24 protein-coding genes are annotated in these 25,848 nt (G+C 63.1%); 18 read left to right on the top strand and 6 right to left on the bottom strand.

The window, feature by feature from the left end:
* Nucleotides 1–102: 102 nt before the first annotated feature.
* The 4 genes from LPA37_RS02225 (at nt 103) to LPA37_RS02240 (ending at nt 3,042) form a co-directional block, all read left to right on the top strand.
* Nucleotides 103–420, top strand: a complete 318-nt coding sequence (locus tag LPA37_RS02225; RefSeq protein ID WP_228977302.1) for a (2Fe-2S) ferredoxin domain-containing protein — start codon at nt 103–105, stop codon at nt 418–420.
* A gap of 7 nt (nt 421–427) precedes the next feature.
* On the top strand, nt 428–1,072 hold the full coding sequence (locus LPA37_RS02230) for an alpha/beta hydrolase (RefSeq protein WP_228977304.1): 645 nt from the start codon (nt 428–430) through the stop codon (nt 1,070–1,072).
* Between the two features lie 349 nt (nt 1,073–1,421).
* Nucleotides 1,422–2,651 (top strand): D-alanyl-D-alanine carboxypeptidase family protein, encoded by a 1,230-nt coding sequence (locus LPA37_RS02235; RefSeq protein ID WP_229011284.1) that lies wholly within the window; start codon nt 1,422–1,424, stop codon nt 2,649–2,651.
* A gap of 121 nt (nt 2,652–2,772) precedes the next feature.
* On the top strand, nt 2,773–3,042 hold the full coding sequence (locus LPA37_RS02240) for a DUF493 family protein (protein WP_228977307.1): 270 nt from the start codon (nt 2,773–2,775) through the stop codon (nt 3,040–3,042).
* A gap of 22 nt (nt 3,043–3,064) precedes the next feature.
* Here LPA37_RS02240 and LPA37_RS02245 read toward each other — a convergent pair whose 3' ends face one another.
* On the bottom strand, nt 3,065–4,027 hold the full coding sequence (locus LPA37_RS02245) for a transcriptional regulator GcvA (RefSeq protein ID WP_228977310.1): 963 nt from the start codon (nt 4,025–4,027) through the stop codon (nt 3,065–3,067).
* 99 nt (nt 4,028–4,126) lie between these two features.
* Here LPA37_RS02245 and LPA37_RS02250 point away from each other — a divergent pair, with 99 nt between their 5' ends.
* From LPA37_RS02250 to LPA37_RS02275, 6 genes are all read left to right on the top strand, one after another.
* Complete coding sequence (locus LPA37_RS02250; RefSeq protein ID WP_228977312.1) at nt 4,127–4,453, top strand: DUF2917 domain-containing protein; 327 nt, start codon at nt 4,127–4,129, stop codon at nt 4,451–4,453.
* Between the two features lie 83 nt (nt 4,454–4,536).
* Nucleotides 4,537–5,322, top strand: a complete 786-nt coding sequence (gene lipB / locus LPA37_RS02255) for a lipoyl(octanoyl) transferase LipB (protein WP_228977315.1) — start codon at nt 4,537–4,539, stop codon at nt 5,320–5,322.
* Between the two features lie 13 nt (nt 5,323–5,335).
* Nucleotides 5,336–6,340: a lipoyl synthase gene (gene lipA, locus LPA37_RS02260; RefSeq protein WP_228977317.1), complete on the top strand. Its 1,005-nt coding sequence runs from the start codon at nt 5,336–5,338 to the stop codon at nt 6,338–6,340.
* Nucleotides 6,341–6,830: 490 nt separating this feature from the next.
* A complete protein-coding gene (locus LPA37_RS02265) occupies nt 6,831–8,117 on the top strand; it encodes a dicarboxylate/amino acid:cation symporter (RefSeq protein ID WP_228977319.1) in 1,287 nt (428 codons plus the stop codon).
* A 4-nt stretch (nt 8,118–8,121) separates the two neighbouring features.
* Nucleotides 8,122–10,116 (top strand): sensor histidine kinase, encoded by a 1,995-nt coding sequence (locus tag LPA37_RS02270; RefSeq protein WP_229011287.1) that lies wholly within the window; start codon nt 8,122–8,124, stop codon nt 10,114–10,116.
* 27 nt (nt 10,117–10,143) lie between these two features.
* Entirely contained in the window at nt 10,144–11,493 is a 1,350-nt protein-coding gene (locus LPA37_RS02275) for a sigma-54-dependent transcriptional regulator (RefSeq protein ID WP_228977323.1), read from the top strand.
* Nucleotides 11,494–11,645: 152 nt separating this feature from the next.
* Here the strand turns inward: LPA37_RS02275 and LPA37_RS02280 are convergent, their stop codons facing one another.
* Nucleotides 11,646–12,167, bottom strand: coding sequence for a TlpA disulfide reductase family protein (locus LPA37_RS02280; protein WP_229011289.1), 522 nt, complete (start codon nt 12,165–12,167; stop codon nt 11,646–11,648).
* 291 nt (nt 12,168–12,458) lie between these two features.
* Here LPA37_RS02280 and LPA37_RS02285 point away from each other — a divergent pair, with 291 nt between their 5' ends.
* The gene (locus LPA37_RS02285) at nt 12,459–12,989 is read left to right on the top strand and encodes a hypothetical protein (RefSeq protein WP_407672472.1); all 531 of its coding nucleotides are present in this window, start codon (nt 12,459–12,461) and stop codon (nt 12,987–12,989) included.
* A 330-nt stretch (nt 12,990–13,319) separates the two neighbouring features.
* Here LPA37_RS02285 and LPA37_RS02290 read toward each other — a convergent pair whose 3' ends face one another.
* Both LPA37_RS02290 and LPA37_RS02295 read right to left on the bottom strand, forming a co-directional pair.
* On the bottom strand, nt 13,320–14,855 hold the full coding sequence (locus tag LPA37_RS02290) for a YifB family Mg chelatase-like AAA ATPase (protein WP_228977329.1): 1,536 nt from the start codon (nt 14,853–14,855) through the stop codon (nt 13,320–13,322).
* 126 nt (nt 14,856–14,981) lie between these two features.
* Complete coding sequence (locus LPA37_RS02295; protein ID WP_064267170.1) at nt 14,982–15,236, bottom strand: accessory factor UbiK family protein; 255 nt, start codon at nt 15,234–15,236, stop codon at nt 14,982–14,984.
* Nucleotides 15,237–15,641: 405 nt separating this feature from the next.
* Between LPA37_RS02295 and LPA37_RS02300 the strand changes: the two genes are divergently transcribed.
* The 7 genes from LPA37_RS02300 to ptsP all read left to right on the top strand — a co-directional run bounded on the left by LPA37_RS02300 (nt 15,642) and on the right by ptsP (nt 23,095).
* The gene (locus LPA37_RS02300) at nt 15,642–15,980 is read left to right on the top strand and encodes a P-II family nitrogen regulator (RefSeq protein ID WP_006048089.1); all 339 of its coding nucleotides are present in this window, start codon (nt 15,642–15,644) and stop codon (nt 15,978–15,980) included.
* Nucleotides 15,981–16,009: 29 nt separating this feature from the next.
* Entirely contained in the window at nt 16,010–17,524 is a 1,515-nt protein-coding gene (locus LPA37_RS02305) for an ammonium transporter (protein WP_229011291.1), read from the top strand.
* Between the two features lie 231 nt (nt 17,525–17,755).
* Nucleotides 17,756–19,045, top strand: coding sequence for a glutamate--cysteine ligase (gshA, locus tag LPA37_RS02310; protein WP_228977334.1), 1,290 nt, complete (start codon nt 17,756–17,758; stop codon nt 19,043–19,045).
* 109 nt (nt 19,046–19,154) lie between these two features.
* The gene (gene gshB, locus LPA37_RS02315; protein ID WP_228977335.1) at nt 19,155–20,111 is read left to right on the top strand and encodes a glutathione synthase; all 957 of its coding nucleotides are present in this window, start codon (nt 19,155–19,157) and stop codon (nt 20,109–20,111) included.
* Nucleotides 20,112–20,259: 148 nt separating this feature from the next.
* On the top strand, nt 20,260–20,721 hold the full coding sequence (locus LPA37_RS02320; RefSeq protein WP_228977337.1) for a PTS sugar transporter subunit IIA: 462 nt from the start codon (nt 20,260–20,262) through the stop codon (nt 20,719–20,721).
* Between the two features lie 54 nt (nt 20,722–20,775).
* Nucleotides 20,776–21,045 (top strand): HPr family phosphocarrier protein, encoded by a 270-nt coding sequence (locus LPA37_RS02325; protein ID WP_228977339.1) that lies wholly within the window; start codon nt 20,776–20,778, stop codon nt 21,043–21,045.
* A 298-nt stretch (nt 21,046–21,343) separates the two neighbouring features.
* On the top strand, nt 21,344–23,095 hold the full coding sequence (gene ptsP / locus LPA37_RS02330; RefSeq protein WP_228977341.1) for a phosphoenolpyruvate--protein phosphotransferase: 1,752 nt from the start codon (nt 21,344–21,346) through the stop codon (nt 23,093–23,095).
* Between the two features lie 35 nt (nt 23,096–23,130).
* On the opposite strand, the gene LPA37_RS02335 is transcribed toward ptsP, so the two are convergent.
* Nucleotides 23,131–23,889: a HesA/MoeB/ThiF family protein gene (locus LPA37_RS02335; RefSeq protein WP_229011293.1), complete on the bottom strand. Its 759-nt coding sequence runs from the start codon at nt 23,887–23,889 to the stop codon at nt 23,131–23,133.
* A 103-nt stretch (nt 23,890–23,992) separates the two neighbouring features.
* Entirely contained in the window at nt 23,993–25,570 is a 1,578-nt protein-coding gene (locus LPA37_RS02340; protein ID WP_229011295.1) for a S41 family peptidase, read from the bottom strand.
* Nucleotides 25,571–25,848: the final 278 nt, after the last annotated feature.

A 25,848-nucleotide genomic window follows, 5' to 3' on the forward strand; every position in this document is an offset into this window, starting at 1 on the left:
CACGCTCGTTATAATCGTCCGGACCCAGTGCCCACATGGCGGACCTGTACTCCCGGTCCACGCCGCGCCACTCAAACTCTTTCTGCCCACTCGCCGGACACCATGGATTCCTTCTACAAGTACCACGTATTTTTCTGTCTCAACCAGCGTGAACCCGGCGCGGAGCGACCCTGCTGCGCGAACTGCAACGCGCAGGCGATGCAGGAATATGCGAAGAAACGCGTGAAGAAGCTCGGCCTCGCGGGTCCCGGCCAGGTGCGCATCAACAAGGCAGGCTGCCTCGATCGCTGCGAGGAAGGCCCGACGATCGTGGTGTATCCCGAAGGAACCTGGTACACGTACATCGACGAAACCGATATCGATGAAATCGTCGATTCGCATCTGGTGAACGGCAAGGTCGTCGAACGTCTGAAAATCTGATCCGCCCATGAACGTTCATACGAAAAAATTCCTGATCGACGGCCCGGTCGGCAAGATCGAAGTCGCCGTCGACACGCCCGACGAAAACCGCGACACAGGCGCCGCACCGCGCGGTATCGCGCTCGTGGCGCATCCGCATCCGCTCTTCGGCGGCACGATGGACAACAAGGTCGCGCAGACGCTCGCACGCACGCTCGTGCAGCTGAACTACGTGACGTACCGCGCGAATTTTCGCGGCGTCGGGCAAACGCAGGGCGAGCACGACAAGGGCATCGGCGAGCGGGACGATCTGCGCGCGGTGCTCGATTTCATGCGCGCGCAGGAAGGCCAGGCGGAGATGCCGCTCGTGCTGGCGGGATTTTCGTTCGGCACGTTCGTGCTCTCGCACGTGGCCGCGCGGTTAAAGGAGGAGGGCCATGCGATCGAACGCATCGTGTTCGTCGGCACGGCCGCGAGCAACTGGGAAGTTGCGCCGGTGCCGGAAAACACGCTCGTGATTCACGGCGAAACCGATGAAACGGTGCCGATCCAGTCGGTCTACGACTGGGCCGCGCCGCAGGAACTGCCGGTCGTCGTGATTCCGGGCGCCGAGCATTTCCTGCATCGCAAGTTGCATATCCTGAAGCGGATCATCGTCGACGCCTGGCGCTAACGCGGCGCTCATGTGAAGTCAATGTGCCGCTGCAACCTCCCCGCACACGATTCCGGGGTACAGGTACGCACGAAATGTGAGTTTATCGGTCCCGCTGTCGGCGGATTGTCGGATTGCGGCGCGTATAATGAGCGCTCTTTTTTGGGCGCGGTGTTGTCGCTCCGTCCGGCGGGATGCCCGCTTGCATCGCCGGATGATTGACAACGCCGCGCGAACCGATCGCGTGGCCGGAAGTCCAACGGGCGCCGTACCGCCGAACTGCACATGCAGCTCGGCGAGCGCCCGCCGACCGGCTCTTCCCATCTGCGTGCCCCCGCGCGCAAAGCATATTTCTGCCCGAATCGATCCTATGCGCTTTTCCTCCTCCGGCACTTCGTCCCCGATGTCCCTCGCGTCTTTCACGCCTTCTTCGATCCGTCGCACGGTTGCGCTCGGCGTTCTGCTGCCCGCGACGCTTGTGGCGAGCACGGCGTTCGCGCAGGTGGCGCCTCCGGGCGTGAACGCGCGCTCGTGGGTACTCGTCGACGCCACCAGCAACCAGGTGCTCGCCTCGGGCAATCCCGATGAGCGGGTCGAACCGGCATCGCTCACGAAGCTGATGACCGCGTATCTGGTGTTCGACGCGCTGCAAAAGAAGAAGATCACGATGGATCAGACGATCATGCCGAGCGAAGCCGTGCGCCGCGTGCGCACGGACGAATCGCGCATGTTCATCGAAGCGAACAAGCCGGTCACCGTGCACGATCTCGTGTACGGCATGATCGTGCAGTCCGGCAACGATGCGGCGATCGCGCTGGCCGAACTGGTCGGCGGCAGCGAAACGCAGTTCGTGTCGATGATGAATGCCGAGGCGCAGCGCCTCGGCATGAAGGGCACGCACTTCGCCGACGTGAACGGCATGCCCGACCCGCAGCACTACACGACGGCAGGCGACCTCGCGATTCTCTCGACGCGCCTGATCCGCGATTTCCCGGACTACTACAACATCTTCTCGGTCCGCGAATTCACGTACAACAAGATCAAGCAGCCGAACCGCAACCGTCTGCTGTGGCTCGATCCGACCGTCGACGGCCTGAAGACGGGTCACACGCAGGCTGCCGGCTATTGCCTGATCGCAACAGCGAAGCGTCCGGTGCCGGGAGCGCCTGATGCGACGCGTCGTCTCGTCACGGTGATGATGGGCGAGCCGAAGGAACACGATCGCGTGCAGGACAGCCTGAAGATGCTGAACTACGGCTACACCGCGTATGACACGGTGCGCCTGTACAAGGCGGGTCAGGTGATCGGGACGCCGCGCGTCTACAAGGGTGCGGCCGATACCGTCAAGATTGGTGTGAAGAGCGACCAGTACATCACCGTGCCGAAGGGCGTGGGCGACAAGGCGAAGCCGCAGGTCGAGCTCACGGACCCGCTGATCGCCCCGATCGCGGACGGCCAGCAGGTCGGCACTGCGAAGATCGTGGCGGATGGCAAGACGCTCTCGGAAATCCCGGTCGTCGCGCTGCAGGCGGTGCCGCAGGCAGGTATCGTCGGGCGCGTGTGGGATTCGATGATGCTGATGTTCAACAAGAAGAAGTAAGCTTGGGAAGGTCGATGCGGCGTGTGCCGGCGGTAGTTGCCGCGGGCCGCGCGCCGCATCGAAGGCAGACGCGGGCGGCGCATCGGTGAATTGAGGAATGCGGCGCTGGAAGGAGTAAAAGATGGATTCAGCAAACGACTCGCTGTTCGAGTTTCCCTGTGATTTCCCGATCAAGGTGATGGGCAAGTCGCATCCGGATTTCCACGACACGATCGTGACGGTGATCCGCGAGTTCGACGGCGAATTCGACGTGACGCGTATCGAAACGCGCCCGTCGAGCAGCGGCAACTACACTGGCCTGACGGTGACCGTACGCGCGCAGAGCCGCGCGCATCTCGACGATATTTATCGCGCGCTCACCGGTCATCCGATGGTGAAAGTGGTGCTTTGATGCGCTGTCGCCGCGGCGACAGCTACGGCTGGACGTGCAACGCGTCCGGCATTTTCCCCGCGCCCGAACGTTCAGCGCACGCGCGCTCGAAAAGCTGCCTGAAGCGCGCCACCTCCGCGAAAAGCCACTCCCTGAACGCCGCGACCCGCGGCGCCTGAAGCATGGGCTGCGGGCAGATGAAGTAGTACTGCCACGGGCTCGGGCCGTCGACATCGAACAGACGCACGAGTCGCCCGCTTGCAATCTCGTGCATCGCCAGCGAGCGCCGGACGAGCGCGATACCCTGACGGTCGATGGTCGCCTGCAGCAGGTTCGACGAATCCTGATACAGCACGCCGCGCTTCGGTTCCGGCAGATCGGTAAGCCCGGCGGCGTCGAACCACGGGCGCCATAGCTCGTCGTCCGAGCGCAGCAGCGGCGCATTCGCGAGATCAGCCGGCGTTTTCGGCAGATTGCCGCCGTTGAAGTCCGGCGAGCACGCCGGGAAGAAAATCTCCTCGAGCAGCAGTTCTGAGTGCAGGCCCGGATACTTGCCGAAGCCGAACCGGATCGCCGCATCGACGTCGTCGCGCGCGAAATCCGCGAGCACATTGGTGGACAGCAGTTCGAGGTCCCACTGCGGATTGGCCTCGATGAAGCTGCCGATACGCGGCGTCACCCAGCGCGCCGCGAACGACGACAGCATCGTCACCACCAGTCGCCGCTCCCGGTCTCCGGCGCGGATCTGGCGGGTCGCATCGGCGAGCGCCGTGAGCGCGGCGCGCACCTGCGTCGCATAGCGGCCGCCCACTTCGGTGAGCCGCACGCGCTTGCCGTCGCGGGCGAACAGCGCCACGCCGAGTTCGGCTTCGAGCGCGCGGATCTGATGGCTCACGGCGCCATGTGTGACGAAGAGTTCGTCGGCGGCGCGCGAAAAGCTCTCGTGCCGGGCGGCGGCTTCGAACGCCTTGACGGCGTTCAGGGCGGGAAGTTGTCGGAGGTCCATTGCAATTTTTCTCACATATCCGTGAAAATTGGTCGTTTTGCTCAAACCCTTGATACGTCTACGATTGTAGTCATCAGAATGACTTTGTCGGAGCGAATCATGCGAGAAATTTCCTCTAGCATAACCTTTGAAATCCAGGCGGGTGAAACGGTGCCGTTGATGGTGATGCGCAGCACGCGCCTGAAGGTGAGCTGCGCTGCCGTGTGGGTAACCCGTAGCGACGATATCGAGGATTACTGGCTGGAGGCCGGCCACACGCTGCGGCTGCGGCGCGGCGAGCGGCTGTGGCTGAGCGTCGAAGGCGGTCCGGTGGCGCGGCTCGCGTTCGCGGTGCCGACCCGTCCCGACGAGCGCGCGATGAACTGGTCCGCACGCGTGGCTGACCGGCTCGGATGCTGGCTGAGGCAAGGCTGGCGGACCGTTTGAGCGAGCGTTGCTCTACCGGAGTGCCTGCAGGAACCGGGCGCGCTCCGGCGGGGCGCGCCGTATTTCGGTAAACTGGCGAAATCATGTGCGCCACGCCTGTTTCCCCGTCTACGTTGTCCCCCGGTTCAACCCCGTCCAGTCAGACTGCTCCCACCATCGGGAGCGATTGTTCTGTGGCCGCCGCGCGGCAGGTCACGGTGCGCTGGCGCGGCGTCGAATCTTACGAAATCAGTTTCGACGCCATGCGCGCTTTTACCGATGCGCGCTCCGCGGACACCGTCGACGAAATCTGGCTCGTCGAACATCCGCCCGTCTTCACGCTCGGCCAGGCCGGCGATCCGGCCCATCTGCTGGCCGCCGACAGCGGGATTCCACTCGTCAAGGTCGATCGTGGCGGACAGATCACATATCACGGCCCGGGACAGGTGGTCGCCTACCTGCTGTTCGACTTGCGTCGGCGCAAGCTGATGGTGCGCGAGCTGGTCACGCGGATCGAGCAGGCCGTGATCGAAACGCTCGCGGCGTATAATCTCGCCGGAGAACGCAAGGCGGGCGCGCCCGGTATCTACGTGGCGCCTGGTCCGGATGCCGGTCTGCATGCCGGCGCCAAGATCGCCGCGCTCGGCCTGAAAATCCGCAACGGATGCAGCTATCACGGCGTCAGTCTGAACGTGAACATGGATCTGCAGCCGTTTCTGGCGATCAATCCATGCGGCTACGCAGGACTCGAAACGGTCGACATGGCGACGCTGGGCGTCGCTGCCGGCTGGGACGACGTGGCCCGGACGTTCGCAGCACGCCTCACCGCAAACATCGACGGCACACCCGCGGCCGTCGCCCAACCGCAGGCCGGTGCCGTCACCGCCTGACTGGATCGAACGAATGACTGACGTTACCGCGAACCTCGCCGGCACTCCCGCCACCGACGCCGTCCCGGCGCCCGCAGCCTACGACGCCACCGCGAAGCAGAAGGCGCAGGCCAAGACCGCGCGCATTCCGATCAAGATCATTCCGATCGAAAAGCTGAAGAAGCCGGACTGGATTCGCGTCAAGGCCGCCACCGGCAACTCGCGTTTCCACGAGATCAAGCAGATCCTGCGCGAGCACAACCTGCACACCGTCTGCGAAGAAGCGAGCTGCCCGAACATCGGTGAGTGCTTCGGCAAGGGCACGGCGACCTTCATGATCATGGGCGACAAGTGCACGCGCCGTTGCCCGTTCTGCGACGTTGGTCACGGCCGTCCTGATCCGCTCGACACTGAAGAGCCGGCTAATCTGGCTCGCACGATCGCGGCGCTGAAGCTGAAATACGTGGTGATCACGAGCGTCGACCGCGACGATCTGCGCGACGGCGGCGCGGCGCACTTCGTCGAATGTATTCGTCAGACGCGCGAGCTTTCGCCGGAAACGCGCATCGAAATCCTGACGCCGGATTTCCGCGGCCGTCTGGACCGCGCGATCGGCATTCTGAATGCCGCGCCGCCCGACGTGATGAACCACAATCTCGAAACGGTGCCGCGCCTGTACAAGGAAGCGCGTCCGGGTTCGGACTATGCGCATTCGCTGAAGCTGCTGAAGGATTTCAAGGCGCTGCATCCGAACGTCGCGACGAAGTCTGGCCTGATGGTGGGTCTCGGCGAAACCGAAGAAGAAATTCTTCAGGTGATGCGCGATCTGCGCGCGCACGACGTCGACATGCTGACGATCGGCCAGTATCTGCAGCCGTCGGAGCACCACTTGCCGGTGCGTTCGTACGTGCATCCCGATACCTTCAGGATGTACGAGGAAGAAGCATACAAGATGGGCTTCACGCATGCCGCCGTGGGCGCGATGGTGCGCTCCAGCTATCACGCGGACGTGCAGGCGCATGAGGCCGGCGTGGTTTGAGTCTGAAGGTTTTCCGTTTGTGCTGATAAAAAGCCCGCAAAATGTTGCGGGCTTTTTTGTGTCGCGTTGCGTTGCGACGGCTGGATAGGGCAAACGCTGCCTGGGGAAGAACTTCATTCCGATGACCGTCACGGCGACAGCTAGAATGCCGCCCACGACGGCAAATTTCTGGTGTGGCGCCGCGGTGTTGGCGATGGTTGCGTCGATCAGGTTTGACATTCCGGCGTCGCAATAGACCGGATGGCCTGTCCTTTAACCCTCGCCCTCGACAGGCTGCAACCCGGATTTCGTCTCCATCGGGGTGGGTGTGCGTCCGGATTCTCCGACGGACGGATTCCGGATTTCCGGAAATCCGGACACGCGTTGCCTCGCTCTGCGAAAAATCCTATATAAATCAACGGCCATCGAGCGATGCCACGCTGGCACTGACCTTGCAAAACAGAAGCCGTGGCCACCACGGCCCGACAAACTAGAGCAAGGAGACAGCTTCGTGAAAAAACCCATCCATAAAGTGCTGTACGTCCAGGTGATCGTCGCGATCCTGATCGGGATCGCGCTCGGCCACTACTGGCCGACGCTCGGCGTCGACATGAAACCGCTCGGTGATGGCTTCATCAAGCTCATCAAGATGGTGATCGGCCCGATCATCTTCTGCACGGTCGTGACCGGCATCGCCGGTATGGAAGACATGAAGAAGGTCGGGCGCGTAGGCGGCAAGGCGCTTCTGTACTTCGAGATCGTCTCGACGTTCGCACTGGTGCTGGGCCTCATCGCCACGCACGTACTGAAGCCGGGCTCCGGCTTCAACATCGATCCGAAGACGCTCGACAGCGCGTCGGTCGCGTCGTTCGCCGCCAAGGCGCACGGCCAGAGCACCGTCGAATTCCTGATGCACATCATCCCCAACACGATCTCGTCGGCGTTCGCGCAAGGTGAAATCCTGCAGATCCTGCTCGTCGCGCTGCTGTTCGGCTCGGTGCTCGCCACCGCCGGCGAGAAGGGCAAGGTCGTGACGAACCTGATCGACGGCCTGTCGCACGTGCTGTTCGGCATCGTGCGCATCATCACGAAGCTGGCGCCGATCGGCGCGTTCGGCGCGATGGCGTTCACCATCGGCAAGTACGGCATCGGTTCGCTGATTCCGATGCTCAAGCTGATCGGCACGTTCTATCTGACGTCGGTGGTGTTCGTGATCGTCGTGCTCGGCACCATCGCGCGCCTCGTGGGCTTCAACATCTTCCGTTTTGTCGCGTACATCAAGGAAGAGATGCTGATCGTGCTGGGCACGAGCTCGTCGGAAGCGGCGCTGCCGCAACTGATGCAGAAGCTGGAAAAGCTCGGCTGCTCGCGCTCGGTGGTGGGTCTCGTCGTGCCGACGGGCTACTCGTTCAATCTGGACGGCACGAACATCTACATGACGATGGCCGTGCTGTTCATCGCGCAGGCGACCAACATCGATCTGACGTGGGGCCAGCAGCTCACGCTGCTCGCCGTCACGATGCTGACGTCGAAGGGCGCAAGCGGCGTGACGGGTGCCGGCTTCATCACGCTGGCCGCAACGCTCGCTGTCGTGCCGACGATCCCGCTGTCGGGCATGGTGCTGATTCTCGGCATTGACCGCTTCATGAGCGAATGCCGCGCGCTGACGAACATCGTCGGCAACGGCGTGGCAACGGTTGTCGTGGCAGCGTGGGAGAAGGAACTGGACCGCGCGAAGCTGAATTCGGTGATTCGCGGCGAGACGCCTGTCATCGATCGCGAAACGGCCGAAGCCTGATGTCATGAAGACGGCGGCGCGCTCCGCGCTGCCGTCCGCCCAACCGGCGGGCGACGCGTCACGGTATGCCACAATAGTCGATCCCACTCCTCCGCACACCGGACTGGAAATCGCTACCGTGACGCGCCGTCTGCTGATCCTCGTTGCGCTCGCCGCCGGGCTCATCGCGGCGTGCGGTCTCACATGGACGATTACCTGGCGACACGGCATCGACACGCTGCGGCGCAACGCCGCGGTGCGCGTCGATCGCACCACGGGCACGCTGAAAAGCACGCTCGATCGCTACGAATCGTTGCCTTACCTGCTGGCAAGTCATCCATTCGTCCAGGAAGTCCTCGACGCGCCCAGCCCGGTTCTGGTCGAGCGCGCGAACCGTTATCTCGAAGACCTCAATCAACGCGCGCGGGCAACCGCGACGTACATCATCCGCGCGGACGGCATCTGCGTTGCGGCGAGCAACTGGGACGGCGGCGCCGACAGTTTCGTCGGCGCGGAATATCGGTTCCGGCCGTATTTCATCGATGCGATGAAAGGCGGCGTCGGGCGCTTTTTTGGCATCGGCACGACGTCGCACGATCCGGGATACTACATTTCGCAGCCGGTGATGCGCGACGGACGCATTGTCGGCGTCGCGGTCGTCAAGCTGAGTCTCGAATGGCTGCAGGGCGCCGACGCATCCGAGCCGCTCGTCGTGACCGACGATCACGGCGTGATCTTTCTGTCGTCCGTGCCGGCATGGAAATATCACACGGTGCGGCCGTTGTCGGGAGCGATTGCCGATGTGATCTGGCAGACGCGGCAATACGCGCAGCAGCCGATCGCGGCGCTGCCCGTCACGATCGAGCGCACGCTGGAAGGCGGCGCGCAGATTGTGCGCGTCGGCGGCGGACGCGGCGCGCAACGGTTTCTGGCGACCCGGCGCGGGATCGGCGAGCCCGACTGGCATCTGATCACGATGGCACCCATCGATCCGGTCAACGCCGACGCACGCAACGCATCGATCGTGACGGGCCTCTGCTACGTGTCGCTGTGTCTTCTCGCGTTCTACTGGCGCATGCGCCGCGCGCGCGTTCGCGAAGTGATGCGCAGCCGCGCGCTGCTGCAAAAGGCGTATGCGGAACTGAACCAGCGCGTCGCTGAACGCACAGCCGATCTGTCGCAGGCCAACGAGCAGCTTCAGAAGGAAGTCGCCGAACGGACGCGCGCCGAGCTGGAACTACGCGCGGCGCACGAAGAGCTGATCCAGACGAGCAAGCTTGCCGCCCTTGGCCAGATGGCGGCCGGCATCACGCACGAACTCAACCAGCCGCTTGCCGCGCTGCGTGGCTTTTCGGACAACACGCGTGTGCTGCTCGAACGCGGCGACCAGGTGTCCGCGCGCGAAAATCTCGAAGCGATAGCATCGCTGACCGAGCGCATGGGCAAGATCACCAACCAGTTGAAGCTGTTCGTCGGTCGGGCGCGGCCGCGCGGCGCGCGTGCGCCGGTCGCGCGCGCGTTACGTAACGTGCTGGCGCTGTTACAGAAGCGCCTGCAGGACGTAACGGTGCGGCTGTCGCTGACCGATGCCAGTACCGGTCGCACGGAGCGCTTCGAGATCGCGGACGAACATCCGGCGCTCGTCGCGAACTGCGACGATCTGCGGCTCGAACAGGTGCTGATCAACCTGCTCGCGAACGCGCTCGACGTGGTGACCGGCCTGCCGTCGCCGCGCATCGAGATCGATATCGAGGTGGGTGAGGCGACGCTGCTGATTGTCGTGCATGACAACGGCCCCGGTATCCCGGACGATGTGCTGCCGCGCCTCTTCGAACCGTTTTTCACGACGAAGGAAATGGGCCAGGGTCTGGGGCTGGGTCTGGCGATTTCGTCGTCGATTGCGCGCGACTGCGGCGGCTCGCTCGTCGCACGTAACGCGCCGGATGGCGGCGCGACGTTCGTGCTGACGCTGCGGCGCGCACAGGTGCATTCGGTCCCGGCCGTGGCGTCCGGTTCATGAATTCAGATGGCTTCAGGTGGCAATGCTATGAGTAACAGTGGTTTGCAGGTGATCTACATCGAAGACGACGAACTCGTGCGACGCGCGAGCGTTCAGAGTCTGCAACTGGCCGGCTTCGACGTCACGGGACACGCGTCGGCCGAATCCGCCGCGCGGGTGATTCGCGCGGATTTCCCTGGCGTGATCGTGAGCGATATCCGTCTGCCGGGCGCGAGCGGGCTCGACCTGCTCGCGCAATGCCAGGAGCGCGCGCCCGACGTGCCCGTGATCCTCGTCACCGGTCACGGCGATATCTCGATGGCCGTGCAGGCGATGCGCGATGGCGCGTACGATTTCATCGAAAAGCCGTTCGCTTCGGAGCGTCTGATCGAAACCGTGCGACGCGCGCTCGAGCGGCGCAAGCTCGTTCTGGAGAATCTGGCGTTGCGGCGGGAACTGGCGGGCCAGGACACGCTGACGCCGGGCATCATCGGGCGCAGTCCCGCGATCGAGCAGGTCAGGCGGCTGATTGCGAACGTCGCGCCGACGGACGCCTCCGTGCTGATCAACGGCGACACGGGCGCCGGCAAGGAGTTGATCGCGCGCAGCCTGCACGATCTGTCGCCGAGGCGCGACAAGCCATTTATTGCGGTGAATTGCGGCGCGTTGCCGGAACCGATGTTCGAGTCGGAGATGTTCGGCTACGAGCCCGGCGCATTTACCGGCGCGGCCAGACGCCGGATCGGCAAGCTCGAACACGCTTCAGGCGGCACGCTCTTTCTCGACGAAGTGGAAAGCATGCCGCTCGCGCTGCAGGTGAAGCTCCTGCGCGTGCTGCAGGACGGCGTACTGGAGCGGCTCGGCTCGAACCAGCCGGTGCGTGTGAACTGTCGCGTGGTCGCGGCGGCGAAGGGAGAGATGACCGACCACGTCGCGGCGGGCACCTTCCGGCGCGATCTGCTGTACCGGCTGAACGTGGTGACGATCGCGCTGCCGCCGCTGTCCGAGCGTCGCGAAGACATCCTGCCGCTCTTCGAGCATTTCCTGCTTGGCGCCGCGGTGCGCTATCAGCGGCCGGCACCCATTCTCACCGACCGTCAGCGTACGAGCCTCATGCAGCGCGAGTGGCCCGGCAACGTCCGCGAGCTGCGTAATGCCGCGGACCGTTTCGTGCTCGGCGTCGCCGACGAGACTGTCGGATCTTCGGCGGACGACGCCACGACGCAATCGCTCAAGGAGCGCGTCGAGCAATTCGAGCGGACGGTGATAGCGGAGGCACTGGAGCAGACGGGCGGCGTGGTGTCGATGGCCGCGGATCGCCTGCAACTGGGCAAGGCGACACTCTACGAAAAGATCAAGCGATATGGCCTGACGGCGCGGGGTGAAAACGAGCGGTGAGGCTGAATGCGCGATGCGTCGCGAATGGACGCAGACCCGTACCGGAATGCACCGTGGGGCTTTCGGGATGAGGCCGGGAGTACGTTGAGGCGAAGGAAGTTAAAGCGCGACGACGACGTGAAGTTCTTTATGTCGTCGCGCGTACCGGGCGATCAGGTTGCCAGCGCCTTGTCGAGCAGCTTGTCGAGCTCGCCGAACTCAGGCTCGCCGACATAGCGCTTCAGGATCTTGCCATTACGATCGACGAGGAACGTCGTCGGGGTCAGCTGGACATTGCCGAACTGCTTCGCGGCCGAGCCGTCGTCCATTGCGACCTTGAACGGCAGCCGGCGCGTTTGCGAGTAGTTCGCCACGTACATCGGCGCGTCGTAATTCATCGCCACTGCGACGAACTCGAGGCCCTTGCCCTTGTAGCGGTTGTACGTGTTGACCATCTGCGGCATTTCCTTCATGCAGGTGTCGCAACTCGTCGCCCAGAAGTTGACCAGATAGACCTTGCCTTTCAGATCGGCGGTCGATACTTTCTGGCCGGACAGCAGCGTGAACGTTGCATCCGGCACATGTTGCTGGCTGCCGAACGCAAAGTAACCGGCAATCGCGATCGCACCGGCGACGACCGCGATCGCGATGTAGCGAACCGGGCTGGCGCGGCGGGAATCTGGAGTGGGGCTCATAAATGGACCTCAGGACCTCAGGAGCGCGCAGGCGCGCGGAAATGCGAAAGGCGTAAGCCGCATGCAATCTGCAGCCTCGTTATCTCTGTATTGTAGCGTCAAACTTGCCCGGCGGCAGGACGCCGCCCGACAGCGGATAATGACGGTTTGTTTCCGCCGTTTACCCTGATTTCCGCACTTATAAACTGTCACATGCATCGATCAGCGTTCAGCCTGTCCCAGCTCTCCCGCCGCTTTGCTCCCCGTTTTGCGTCCCGCTCTATTGCACATACCGTGCTCGACCTGTCGCGAGTGGTTCGCGTCGCTGTCGGCGCGCTGATTGCCGGCGCGGTCCTGATCGCGTGTTCGCCGACGTATGACTGGCGCACGATCATGAACAACGACAACGGCTACACCGTCGATCTTCCGGCCAAACCCGACACCGACGAGCGCACGATCGACATCGGCGGTACGCAGATGAAGATGAGCATGCAGACCGCCGAGGCCGGCCACGCTGTGTTCGCAATCGGCACGGTCATGCTGCCGGACGACGACCCGCAAATGCAGCAGGCCGCGCTCGACTTCCTGCGCACCGGCCTCGCGCGCAATCTGGGGGCAACGCCGGAATCCAACGCGACGCAGATTCCACTGGCGGCGGGCGGGCAGGTACCCGGCCTTGAAATGGCCTTCAGCGGCAAGGCCGGCCCGCAACAGGAAGCGCGGACGCTGCATGCGCGACTCGTTGTGCATGGGCGGCATGTGTACCAGGCCGCCGTCATCGCAGATCGCGAACTGCCGGTGGAGCAGCTCGACCAGTTTTTTCAGTCCTTCAAACTTTATTGAAGCGGAAGAAATTGCTCCTGTTCGCATTTGTCGCGCATCAGTGCAGTGAAAGTTCCTTCGCAGAAGACGGCGCTAATCGCCGGATTTCATGAGGCTTTTTTTGTTACCCACAGGACCTGTGGATAACATTGTTGAAAACTCTGTTTGTTGTCGCGCACAGGCCCGTCCTGTGGGCTTGCTGTTAGTTTGCCCGCGATCTCGGCAAATCAAAAAACTCAATTGAATCAAGGTGTTTGACAAAATCTCTTCCGGACACCTTTCAAATGTATCAAAAGGTGTCCGGAACGCAGGCGTGTGCATAAGTCAAGTCTTGACAGCTGTTTTTTTGCTTTATAAAAGCGCGAACGCGCGCCGGTACTGGATCGCTTCCGCGATCTGGCCCGCATCCGGCATGTCGGCGTCAGCCAGGTCGGCGATCGTGCGCGCCACTTTCAGGACACGGTAATAGGCGCGCGCAGACCAGCCAAAACGTTCGCCGGCCTCGCGCAATAACGCCTCGCCCGCCGCGCCCGGCCGGCAGACCTGATCGGCTTCGCGACCACTCAGTTCACGGTTGGTCTTGCCCTGCCGGCGTAGTTGCCGGTCGCGTGCCGCGCTCACCCGTTCCGCGATCATCGCACTCGTTTCGGCGGGTTCCGCGGCGCGGGCGGACAACTCGGCAGGTGTCAGCGCGGGGATCTCGATCTGGATGTCGATCCGGTCGAGTAGCGGCCCCGACAGCTTGCGCAAATAGCGCCCGGCGATTTCGGGCGTGCAGCGGCAGCGACCGTTCGGATCGCCGCGCCAGCCGCACGGGCACGGATTCATCGCGGCAATCAGCTGGCAGGCCGCCGGAAAATCCGCCTGCAACGCGGCGCGCGAAATCGTGATGCGCCCGGCTTCAAGCGGTTCACGCAGCGTTTCCAATACGTGGCGATCGAACTCGGGAATCTCATCGAGGAACAGCACGCCGAGATGCGACAGCGTGATTTCGCCGGGTTGCGGCGGATTGCGTCCGCCAACAAGTGCGGCCGCGCTCGAAGAGTGATGCGGCGCGCGAAACGGGCGCTTGCGCCAGTGGGCCGGCGAAAATCCGGAAGCGCTTGCTGAAAGCAGCGCGGCGGAAGCGAGTGCCTCGTCATCGGTCATGGGCGGCAACAGGCTCGGCAGGCGCGCGGCCAGCATCGATTTGCCCGCGCCTGGAGGGCCCACCATCAGGACGTGATGGCCACCCGCCGCCGCGACCTCGAGTGCGCGTCGCGCGCCGCGCTGGCCGATCACTTCCGCCATGTCCGGATACGCGGCGGCCTCGCCGGGCAGCACTTCAGGCACAAGCACCGGCGACAGCCGCTGATCCGGCTCACCGGCCAGATGGGCACAGAGCGAGGGCAGGTCGTGCGCACCATAGACATCGACGCCCGGCACGAGCGCCGCCTCGTTTGCGCTGCCCGCCGGCAAATACAGCTCGGGCGTGCGTTCCGACTGCGCGCCCGCGCGCGCCGTGCCGCACGCCATGGCGAATGCGCCTCGCATCGGCCGTAACGCCCCGGTGAGCGAGAGTTCGCCCGCGAACTCGCGCTGGTTCAGGGAATCGACGGGAATCTGTCCGCTCGCCGCGAGAATGCCGAGCGCAATCGGCAGGTCGAAGCGGCCGGACTCCTTGGGAAGATCGGCGGGCGCCAGATTGACGGTGATGCGCCGGACGGGAAAGTCGAAGTTGCAGTTCTGCAGCGCGGCGCGCACGCGTTCGCGGCTTTCGCGCACTTCGAGGTCGGGCAGGCCGACGATGGAAAATGAGGGTAATCCGTTGGCGAGGTGAACCTCGACTGTTACTTCGGGCGCGCGGCCAGAGGCCGGCGCGCGACTGCGCACCACGGCAAGCGACATGTTTTCTCCCCGTCAGGCGGCGCGCCTTGCGCGCATCCGCCATCTGAAACGCTAAAACGCTAATGCTGGTGAGACGACGCGGCGCGCTTGCCGGTGATGCTCAATCCAGTTCAGTTCACGCCATGTTCACGGTGTCTGTGTGACCGGCAGCTTCTGTTCGAGCTCGGCCACGCGGCGCTCCAGCTCTTCCAGGCGGGCGCGCGTGCGTACCAGCACCTGGGTTTGCGTGTCGAATTCTTCGCGCGTGACGAGATCCAGCTTCGAAAAGCCTTGCGACAGCATCGCCTTCACGTTCCTTTCAACGTCCTTCGCCGGCGAGTTCTTCAGCAGGTCGCTCATTCGCGCCTGGAAATCGTTGAAGACGTCGTTCGGTTGTTTCATATGTGTTCCCCTTGGTTGCACAAAAAATGTGCATGAGTCGTTACGTCTGTGCCCTGCGATGACTGATGGTCGAATGTGGTGCATGTGCAGTCTCGCCTCCTGACTGGATGTGCGCCTTTGGTGCGGTCCGGTCCGTAGAGCCTGCGGACACTCTAGCAACGATCTACCGCTCGCGCCACCGTGGCCCCACAACGTTGGCTGTCCGGCCAGGGAAGCGGCGCGCAAACGTTCTGCGCGCGGCCACGCTGTTCTCCGCATTTCAACATGGCATGCGAGTTGCTCTTACTGCCCCGCGCGCTCTGCCGGGCAGATTTGCCGGTGGCGCATCGACGCGGTTTCGGGAGTGCCCGCTAGTCGACGCAACGACATACGCACACAAGGTTTAGCAACCACAGCGAGGATTTCATGAAACTCATTACCGCAATCATCAAGCCGTTCAAGCTCGATGAGGCGCGCGAAGCCTTGTCGGCCATCGGCGTCTCAGGCATCACGGTGACCGAAGTGAAAGGCTTCGGGCGTCAGAAGGGTCATACCGAACTGTATCGCGGCGCAGAGTACGTCGTCGATTTCCTGCCGAAGGTGAAGATCGAGGCAGCCGTCTCGGACGACATCGTCGATCAGGCGATCGAGGCCCTCGAACGTGCCGCGCGCACCGGCAAGATTGGTGACGGCAAGATTTTTGTCACGCCGATCGAACAGGTGATCCGGATTCGTACCGGGGAGACCGGCGCGGACGCCCTGTAACAAAAAAACAGCGACAAGAGGAAATAGAGATGCGCAAATTATTGATGTCCTTGCTGGTGGCCGGCTCGCTGATGGCGGGTGGAATCGGGGCCGCCCTCGCGGACGATGCGTCCGCGCCCGCAGCAGCATCGGCTGTCGCTTCGGATACGACGGCCGCCGCGCCGGCTCCGGACGCTTCGGCCGCGCCCGCAGCAGAAGCATCCGCCGCACCCGCAGCCGATGCTTCCGCCGCACCCGCAGCCGATGCTTCCGCCGCACCGGCGCCGGCCGCCGCTTCTGACGCTGCTCCGGCAGCACCGAGCGCACCGTTCTCGGTCGATTCGTCGAAGATCAACTCGGGCGATACCGCCTGGATGCTGACCTCCACCGCGCTCGTGCTGTTCATGACGATCCCGGGCCTGGCGCTGTTCTACGGCGGCATGGTCCGCAAGAAGAACGTGCTCGCGACGCTGATGCAAAGCTTCGCGATCACCTGCGTCGTGACGATCGTCTGGACCGTCGTCGGCTACAGCCTCGCGTTCACGCCGGGCGGCTCGTTCCTGGGTGGTTTCTCGCGCGTGTTTCTCACGGGCATGAACTACATCAAGGGCGACAAGGCCACGACGCTGACAGTCAGCCATCTGGCGCCGACGATCCCCGAAACGGTCTATTTCGTCTATCAGATGACGTTCGCGATCATCACGCCGGCACTGATCACGGGCGCCTTCGCAGACCGTATGAAGTTCTCGGCGATGCTCGTGTTCATGACGCTGTGGTCGATCCTCGTCTATTCGCCGATCGCGCACATGGTCTGGGAACCGACGGGCTGGCTGGCTAGCGCCGGCATCCTTGACTTCGCAGGCGGCACGGTGGTTCACATCAACGCCGGTATCGCGGGTCTGGTGTGCTGTCTGGTGCTCGGCAAGCGCGTGGGCTACGGCAAGGAAGCCATGGCGCCGCACAACCTGACGCTCACGCTGATCGGTGGCGCCATGCTGTGGGTGGGCTGGTTCGGCTTCAACGCAGGTTCGGCAGTGGCGGCTGACGGTCGTGCCGGCTTCGCGATGCTGACGACGCAGGTCGCAACGGCCATGGCTGCGCTCAGCTGGATGTTTGCTGAATGGATCGCGAAGGGCAAGCCTTCGGTGCTCGGTATCGTGTCGGGTGCCGTGGCGGGTCTCGTGGCCATTACGCCGGCATCGGGCTTCGTCGGCGTGACGGGTTCGCTCGTGATCGGTCTGGTGGCTGGCGTGGTCTGTTTCTGGTCGGCAACATGGCTCAAGCACAAGCTCGGCTACGACGACTCGCTCGACGCGTTCGGCGTGCACTGCGTCGGCGGTATCGTGGGTGCGCTGCTGACGGGTGTGTTCGCGGTCAAGGACATCGGCGGCGCGGACGGCAGCGTTATTCTGCAAGCCAAGGGCGTTCTGACGACGCTGATCTACAGTGGCGTGATGAGCTACATCCTGCTGAAGATCATCGATATGGTCATCGGTCTGCGCGTGACGGAAGAAGAAGAACGCGAAGGCCTCGACGTGGTACTGCATGGCGAACACGTGGAATAACGCGAGAGGTTATTCCGCAAGGAACAGGCAACAGCGACTTTTGGCCCGCCTCACGGCGGGCTTTTTTCTTTATCAGACCATTTCCGTTTCATCCCGAAAACAGCACAGACTGCTGGCTATCGATGCGATAGCCGGAATGCATCCGCAGCGAAACTTGCGATTGGAGAAACCATCCCCAAATGGGCTGGGCATTTGCTCTACAATCTTTTTTCTCCAGTCTGCGAGTGATCAATGGTTCCGCACCTAGTTACGGCGTTAAACGGCCCGCTGCTCGACCTCGAGCGGAAGATCCTCGACGCGACGCCCGCCATCGAACGCTGGTTCCGCCTCGAATGGCAGGAACATACGCCGCCGTTCTATTGTTCGGTCGATCTGCGTAACGCGGGTTTCAAGCTCGCGCCGGTCGATACGAACCTGTTTCCCGGCGCCTTCAACAATCTTCCGCAGGAAACGCTGCCGCTCGCCGTGCAGGCCGCGATGGCATCGATCGAAAAGATCTGTCCGGACGCGAAGAACCTGCTCGTGATTCCCGAGCGTCATACGCGCAACGCGTTTTATCTGGAGAATGTGGCGCGGCTCGCGACGATCATGCGTCAGGCCGGCCTGAACGTGCGCTTCGGCACGCTCGATGAAAACGTTGCCGGACCGGTGACGATCGCGTTGTCCGACGGACAGAAGCTCGTGATCGAACCGCTCGAACGCTCGCAGCGTCGCCTCGGACTGAAGAATTTCGATCCCTGTTCGATTCTGCTGAACAATGACATGTCAGGCGGCATCCCGCCTGTGCTGGAAAATCTTCACGAACAGTATCTGCTGCCGCCGCTGCACGCCGCGTGGGCCGTACGTCGCAAATCGACGCATTTCTCGTGTTATGACGACGTGGCGAAGAAGTTTGCGAAGCTGGTCGAGATCGATCCATGGATGATCAACCCGTACTTCGCGCACGTCGAAGGCGTCGATTTTCAGGCGCGCACCGGTGAGGAAGCGCTGGCCGATGCGATCGACGGCGTGCTGAAGAAAATCGCGAAGAAGTATCGCGAGTACGGCATCACCGAACGGCCGTATGTCGTCATCAAATCGGACGCCGGCACCTATGGCATGGGCGTGATGACCGTGCACGACGCATCGGAAGTCGCGGCGCTCACCAAGCGCGAGCGCGCGAAGATGGCGACCACGAAAGACGGCCTCGAAGTGCACGACGTGATCGTTCAGGAAGGGGTGTACACGTTCGAGCGCATCGGCGAGGAAGTCGCGGAGCCGGTCGTGTACATGATCGACCGGTACGTGGTCGGCGGTTTCTATCGTGTGCACGGTAGCCGTGAGCGCGACCAGAACCTGAACGCGCCCGGCATGCACTTCGTGCCGCTCGGTTTCGAACACACGGCGCTGCCCGACGCGCACGCCAAGCCGGGCGCGGCGCCGCCGAACCGCTTCTATATGTACGGCGTGGTCGCGCGGCTCGGGCTGCTGGCCGCATCGGTGGAACTCGAAAAGACGGATCCGGAAGCGATCCAGGTCTAGGCTTTCCACATGCAGGCGCGCGGCGCGGCAAGCGTCGTCCGCGCGCTTTGAACGATCAACTTGATCGACCTGATCAACGCAACGCCCGCACGGGCGCACCAGGACCTTCATGGACATTCTCTTTATCGCCGACCCGCTCGACCGCTTCAGGATCTACAAGGATTCGACCTACGCGATGATGGCCGAAGCCGCGCGGCGCGGGCACACGCTGCATGCGTGCGAGCCGCAGCATCTGGCGTGGACGGGCGGCGATGTCGAGGCGAATGCGCGGCGCTTTGCGATTGTCGGCGACGGTGCGGATCTGAAGCGCGACACGTGGTACGCCGCCGATCCGGCCGCGGCACGTTCGCTCAAGAGTTTTGGCGCCGTGATCATGCGCAAGGACCCGCCGTTCGACATGGAATACGTCACGTCGACGTGGCTGCTGGAACTGGCGGAACGCGGCGGCGCGCGGATCTTCAACAAGCCGCAGTCGATCCGCGATCACTCGGAAAAACTCGCGATCGGCGAATTTCCACAATTCGTCGCGCCCACCCTGGTCACGCGCGATCCGGCACGTCTGCGCGCATTTCACGACACACATGGCGACGTGATCCTGAAGCCGCTCGACGGCATGGGCGGCATGGGCGTGTTCCGCGTGAAGGCGGACGGCATGAACCTCGGCTCGATTATCGAAATGTTGAGCCACGATGGCGCACGCTCGGTGATGGCGCAGAAGTTCATCCCCGAGATCAAGACGGGCGACAAACGCATTCTGCTGATCGGCGGCCAGCCGGTGCCGTATTCGCTGGCGCGGATTCCTCAGGGCAACGAGGTGCGCGGCAATCTGGCGGCTGGCGGGCTGGGCGTCGCGCAGCCGTTGACCGCGCGCGATTCCGAAATCGCCGGTGCGCTCGGCCCGGTACTCGCCGCCCGCGGATTGTTGCTGGTCGGACTCGACGCGATCGGCGACTGGCTGACTGAAGTGAACGTTACGAGCCCGACGTGCTTTCGCGAGATCATGGAGCAGACAGGCTTCGATGTCGCCGGCATGTTCATCGATGCGCTGGAGCGCGCCGCCGGCTGAACGGCGCGCGGGACGGGCGCGACAGACCCGGCAGGCGGGCGGCGGAAGGACCGGCGCGTCGCCTGCACGGAGGCGCCGAAAGCGGGAAAATGGTGCTGTTACAATCCCGTTCTCCCGTTCTCAAGCCGTTTTTTGCTGTAACACTGACATGGCTGGCATTCTGATTGTTGCGCATGCTCCGCTCGCCACCGCGCTGCGGGAGTGTATTGCCCACATATATGGCGGCTTGCCCGCCCGCATCGGCGTGATCGACGTCATGCCCGACTGCGATCCTCCCGAAGTCATCGCGTTCGCGTACGCCGAGATCGAGCGGCTAAGGGAAGACAACGGTGCGCTTGTGTTGACCGACGTATTCGGCGCGACACCGGCCAACATCGCCGCGCGTCTGGCCACGCTGCCGGATGTGCGCGTGCTGGCGGGCGTCAATCTGCCGATGCTGGTGCGCGCCGTCTGCTATCGTGCGACGCCTCTCGACACGCTGGTCGACAAGGCAATCGCCGGCGCGACAAAAGGTATTCATACGATTGTTCCGGGTACGCCGATACCGGCCGCGGCGAAGGTCGATCCGGTTTGTCTGCCCGTGCAGGTGCCCGGAGCAGATCCCGTCTGACCTCGTCACACCCGCTTCATTCCCTCACTTTCAACCCGCGCTCCGGAAGACCAGATGCTGCAAAAAGAAACGACAATCGTGAACAAGCTTGGCCTGCACGCGCGCGCGTCGGCGAAACTGACGCAACTGGCGGGTAATTTTCAGGCGGAGATCTGGATGAGCCGCAACGGTCGCCGGATCAACGCGAAGAGCATCATGGGCGTGATGATGCTCGCAGCGGGCATCGGCAGCACGGTGACGATCGAAACCGAAGGTTCAGACGAAACCGAGGCAATGGATGCATTGCTGAAACTGATCGCGGACAAGTTCGGCGAAGGTCAATAATCCGCGCGATTTGCTGGCATTGACCGGACAGCTACAGGAAAACGCCGCGTTTTGACGCGGCTTTTTTTTGGCCCGCCACAATCGGCCATCGCCTCGTGACATCACGAATATCGCCGATGTGTGGCACGATCAGCCTGCCCTGCCGGTTTTCAGAAAGACGCGCGTCAGATCGTTTACGAAGATTCAGTATTGCTGCACTGCACGCAGTCATCTGAGGGTGCGGAATTTATAATGAACCTCGGGGTCTGAGAGCATTGCAGCGGTTTGCCGCGGCATCACACAACTAGAGGAGGTGCGCGTGTCGTTCACGCTGCATGGAATTCCCGTGTCACGCGGTATCGCCATCGGGCGGGCCTATCTGATCGCCCCGGCTGCACTCGACGTCGACCACTATCTGATCGAGCACGCCCAGATCGAGGGCGAGATCGAGCGCTTTCGCACGGCCCAGCAACTCGTCCATACCGAGCTCGACGCATTGCGTGCCGACCTTGCCGCCGACGCACCCAGCGAAATGGGTGCATTCATCAACGTCCACTCGATGATCCTGAACGACGCAATGCTCGTGCAGGAAACCATCGACCTCGTCCGCACGCGCCGCTACAACATCGAATGGGCGCTCACTGAGCAGCTCGAACGCCTTTCACGCCATTTCGACGACATCGAAGACGAATATCTGCGCGAGCGCAAAGCCGACATCGAGCAGGTGGTGGAGCGCGTGCTGAAGGCGCTCGCGGGCGCGTCGACCTCGACGCTCGGCGACGCCGTGCACGGAGCGTGCAATGAAATGATCGTCGTCGCGCATGACATCGCGCCCGCCGACATGCTGCAGTTCAAGACGCAGACGTTCCAGGGTTTCGTCACCGATCTGGGCGGCCGTACGTCGCACACGGCGATCGTCGCGCGCAGTCTCGGCATTCCGGCGACCGTCGGCGTGCAGCAGGCGAGTGCGCTGATCCGGCAGGACGACCTGATCATTGTCGATGGCGACCATGGCATCGTGATCGTCGATCCGGCGCCGATCGTGCTGGAAGAATATTCGTACCGTCAGAGCGAAAAGGCGCTGGAACAACGCAAGCTGCAACGTCTGAAGTTTTCGCCGACGCAAACGCTGTGCGGCACGAAAATCGAACTTTGCGCGAATATCGAATTGCCTGACGACGCGCACGCCGCGCTCGAGGCGGGCGCGACAGGCGTCGGTCTGTTCCGCACCGAATTCCTGTTCATGAACCACAAGCAGCACCTGCCGCAGGAAGAAGAGCAGTTCGACGCTTATCGTCGCGCGGTGGAAGGCATGAACGGCCTGCCGGTGACGATCCGCACGATCGACGTAGGCGCCGACAAGCCGCTCGATTCGATGGGCGGTGGCGACGGCTACGAAACGGCCGCGAACCCGGCGCTGGGGCTGCGTGCGATCCGCTGGAGCCTTTCCGAGCCGCAGATGTTCCTCACGCAGCTGCGCGCGATCCTGCGCGCGTCGGCGTTCGGTCAGGTGAAGATCCTGATTCCAATGCTCGCGCACGCGCAGGAAATCGACCAGACGCTCGATCTGATCCGCGAAGCCAAACGTCAGCTTGACGACGCGGGCCTTGTCTACGATCCGAACGTCCGTGTCGGCGCGATGATCGAGATTCCGGCTGCGGCAATTGCGTTGCCGCTGTTCCTGAAGCGACTCGACTTCCTGTCGATCGGCACGAACGATCTGATCCAGTACACGCTTGCCATCGATCGGGCGGACAACGCGGTGGCGCACCTGTACGACCCGCTGCATCCGGCCGTGCTGCATCTGATCGCGCTCACGCTGCGCGAGGCGAAACGCGCGGGTGTGCCGGTGTCGGTCTGCGGTGAAATGGCGGGCGATCCGACGCTGACGCGTCTTTTGCTCGGCATGGGGCTCACCGAGTTCTCGATGCATCCGAGCCAGCTGCTGGTCGTCAAACAGGAAGTATTGCGCTCGAACCTCAAGACGCTCGAAAAGCCCGTTGCGGATGTGCTCGCTTCGTTCGAGCCGGAGGAAGTTCAGGCAGCACTCAGGCGTGTCGCCGCGGCCTGAGCGGTTAATAAGCGGCCCAGGCGGGCCGCGCGATGTTATTCGCGATGCGTGTCGCCGCAGACGGGGCAATCCGGCTGACGCGCGATGCGCATCGTGTTCCACTCCATGCGCATTGAGTCGAGCATCATCAGACGCCCGACGAGCGGCGTGCCGATGCCGGCGATCACGCGCAACGCCTCGGCGGCCTGCATCGCGCCGATGATGCCGACCGTCGGCGAAAAAACCCCCATCGTCGAACATGCGACTTCCTCGAACGGCTGGTCTTCGGGGAACACGCACGCGTAGCAGGGCGACGCTTCGTCGCGAAAATCGAACGTGCTGATCTGACCGTCGAAGCGCAGCGCCGCGCCGGACACGAGCGGCACGCGATGCCGCACGCATGCCCGGTTGATCGCATGGCGCGTCGCGAAGTTGTCGGTGCAGTCGAGCACGACCGTCGCGAGCGACACGTGCCCGTCGAGCCAGGCGTCGTCGGCGCGTGCGGCGACCGCGTTCACCTTCACGTCGGGATTCAGTTGCGCGATGGCGTCGCGGCCCGATTCGACTTTCGGGCGACCCACCGAAGCCGTGACGTGCAGGATCTGCCGCTGCAGGTTCGTGAGATCGACCGTATCGGCATCGACGAGCGTTAGCGTGCCGACACCTGCCGCCGCCAGATACATCGCCGCGGGCGACCCAAGGCCGCCCGCGCCAATGACGATCGCGTGCGCGTCGAGAAAGCGCTGCTGCGCCTCGATACCGAGTTCATCGACAAGAATGTGGCGGGAATAGCGGAGGAGCTGGTCGTCGTTCATGGCGGGGCGCGTCGTAGTTGTGGTTATTTTAATCGCGCGGGCGCACTGACGAGAGAGACGGCCTTCGCAGCCGAAGCTGCGAAGGCCGATGAGACATGAAACGTTAGTTGCTTTGCGAAGCGGGCGCCGGTGCGGAAGCCGGTGCCGGGCTCGACGCCCCCGGCGTAACGGCTTGAGCCGGCTTCACGGCGACGGGCGCCGAAGCCGATGCAGGCGGCTTGTTCTGCGCGAGACGGCGCTCGGTCACCGACTTCGATTCCTGAACCGGCTTGCCTTCCAGCTTGTTCAGGCCTTGTTGCAACATGAAGTCGTCGGCGGAACCGAACTCGACCGGCTTGCGATCGCGATCCTTCTGACGCTGTTCCGGCGTCTTCTTGTCGTTCTGTTCCTCGAGCTGACGCAACTGGTCCATGCGCTCGTTTTCGCGCTGTTCCTGTTCCTTCTTCTCGTTCGGATCCTGCGTGTTCGCGAGGTGGTTCGAGTAATCCACTTCACGCGTCACGAGTGCGTCGTCCGGATCGCCTTCGGCGTATTGATCGACCGCGATGTCCGGGCGGATGCCCTTGTTCTGGATCGAACGGCCGCTCGGCGTGTAGTAGTACGCCGTGGTGAGGCGCAGCGCGGTATCGGCGGTCATCGGACGCACCGTTTGCACCGAACCCTTGCCGAACGTCGTCTTGCCGACGATCAGCGCGCGATGCTGATCCTGCAGCGCACCCGCGACGATTTCCGACGCCGACGCCGAATACGCGTTCGTCAGCACGATCATCGGCACCGTCTTGAAGATTGGCGGCAGGTTCTTCAGCGGATCGCCGTCGAACGAAGGCAGACGGTAGTTATCGTAGGTATCCCGGTAGACCTGCTTCGAATCCGGAATCTGGCCGTTGGTCGACACCACGACCGAATCCGGCGGCAGGAACGCGCCGGCAACGCCGACCGCGCTCTGCAGCAGACCGCCGCCGTTGTTGCGCAGATCGAGGACGAAGCCCTTCAGGTTCGGCTGCTGGCGCGCGATGTCCTGCAGTTTCGCGGCGAGATCAGGCGTGGTGCGTTCCTGGAAGCTCGTAATGCGAATGTATGCATAACCCGGCGCGAGAATCTTCATCTTCACGCTCTGCACGCGGATCACGGCGCGCGTGACGGTGAGCGGGAACGTGCGGTCGTCGGTCTTGCGGAAGATCGTGAGGGTGACCTTCGTGCCCGGCTCGCCGCGCATCTGCTTGACGGCTTTATCGAGCGTCATGCCGCGCACCGGCTTGTCGTTGATGCGTGTGATCAGGTCGCCTGGACGGATGCCGGCGCGGAACGCAGGCGTGTCCTCGATCGGCGAGATCACCTTGATCAAACCATCTTCCGAGGAAATCTCGATGCCAAGACCGGCGAAGCGGCCCTTGGTCTGTTCCTGCAGTTCCTCGTAATCGGTCTTGTCGAGATACGACGAGTGCGGGTCGAGGCTCGACACCATGCCCTTGATGGCAGCGGTGAGCAGCTTTTTGTCGTCGACGGGCTCGACATACTCATGCTTGATCTGCCCGAAGACTTCGGCGAAGAGCCGGAGCTGGTCAAGTGGCAGTGGCGTGGTCGCGGTTTGCTGGGCCGAAGCGGAAAGCTGCAGGGTGGCAAAAACGCCAGTAGCAAGGCCCGCGGCGATCAGGCCGATATTTTTCAGGTTCTTTCGCATAGAGTCTGGTGCGGTCGGATGCGCGTGGCAGCGTCAAAGAGATGGGACGGACAAGTATAACTGCACACCCGTGCAGCAAGTGCGCAAGTGTATGGGGCAGATAATCGGCTTTCGGGAATTCGACAGCGGCAGATGCAGCAGGTTCGTCACAACGATGCCCGGATCGCGAAGTAATGTGCGGTAACAGTCAACCGGCCAGGCGGCCTGCCCGGATGCCAGCTGGCCCACCTCGATTGCTGAACGGCGCGTGCCCGGTAGTTCTTGCCGGGGCACGCGCC

The organism is Paraburkholderia gardini (genome assembly GCF_907164545.1).
Classification (GTDB): Bacteria; Pseudomonadota; Gammaproteobacteria; order Burkholderiales; family Burkholderiaceae; genus Paraburkholderia; species Paraburkholderia gardini.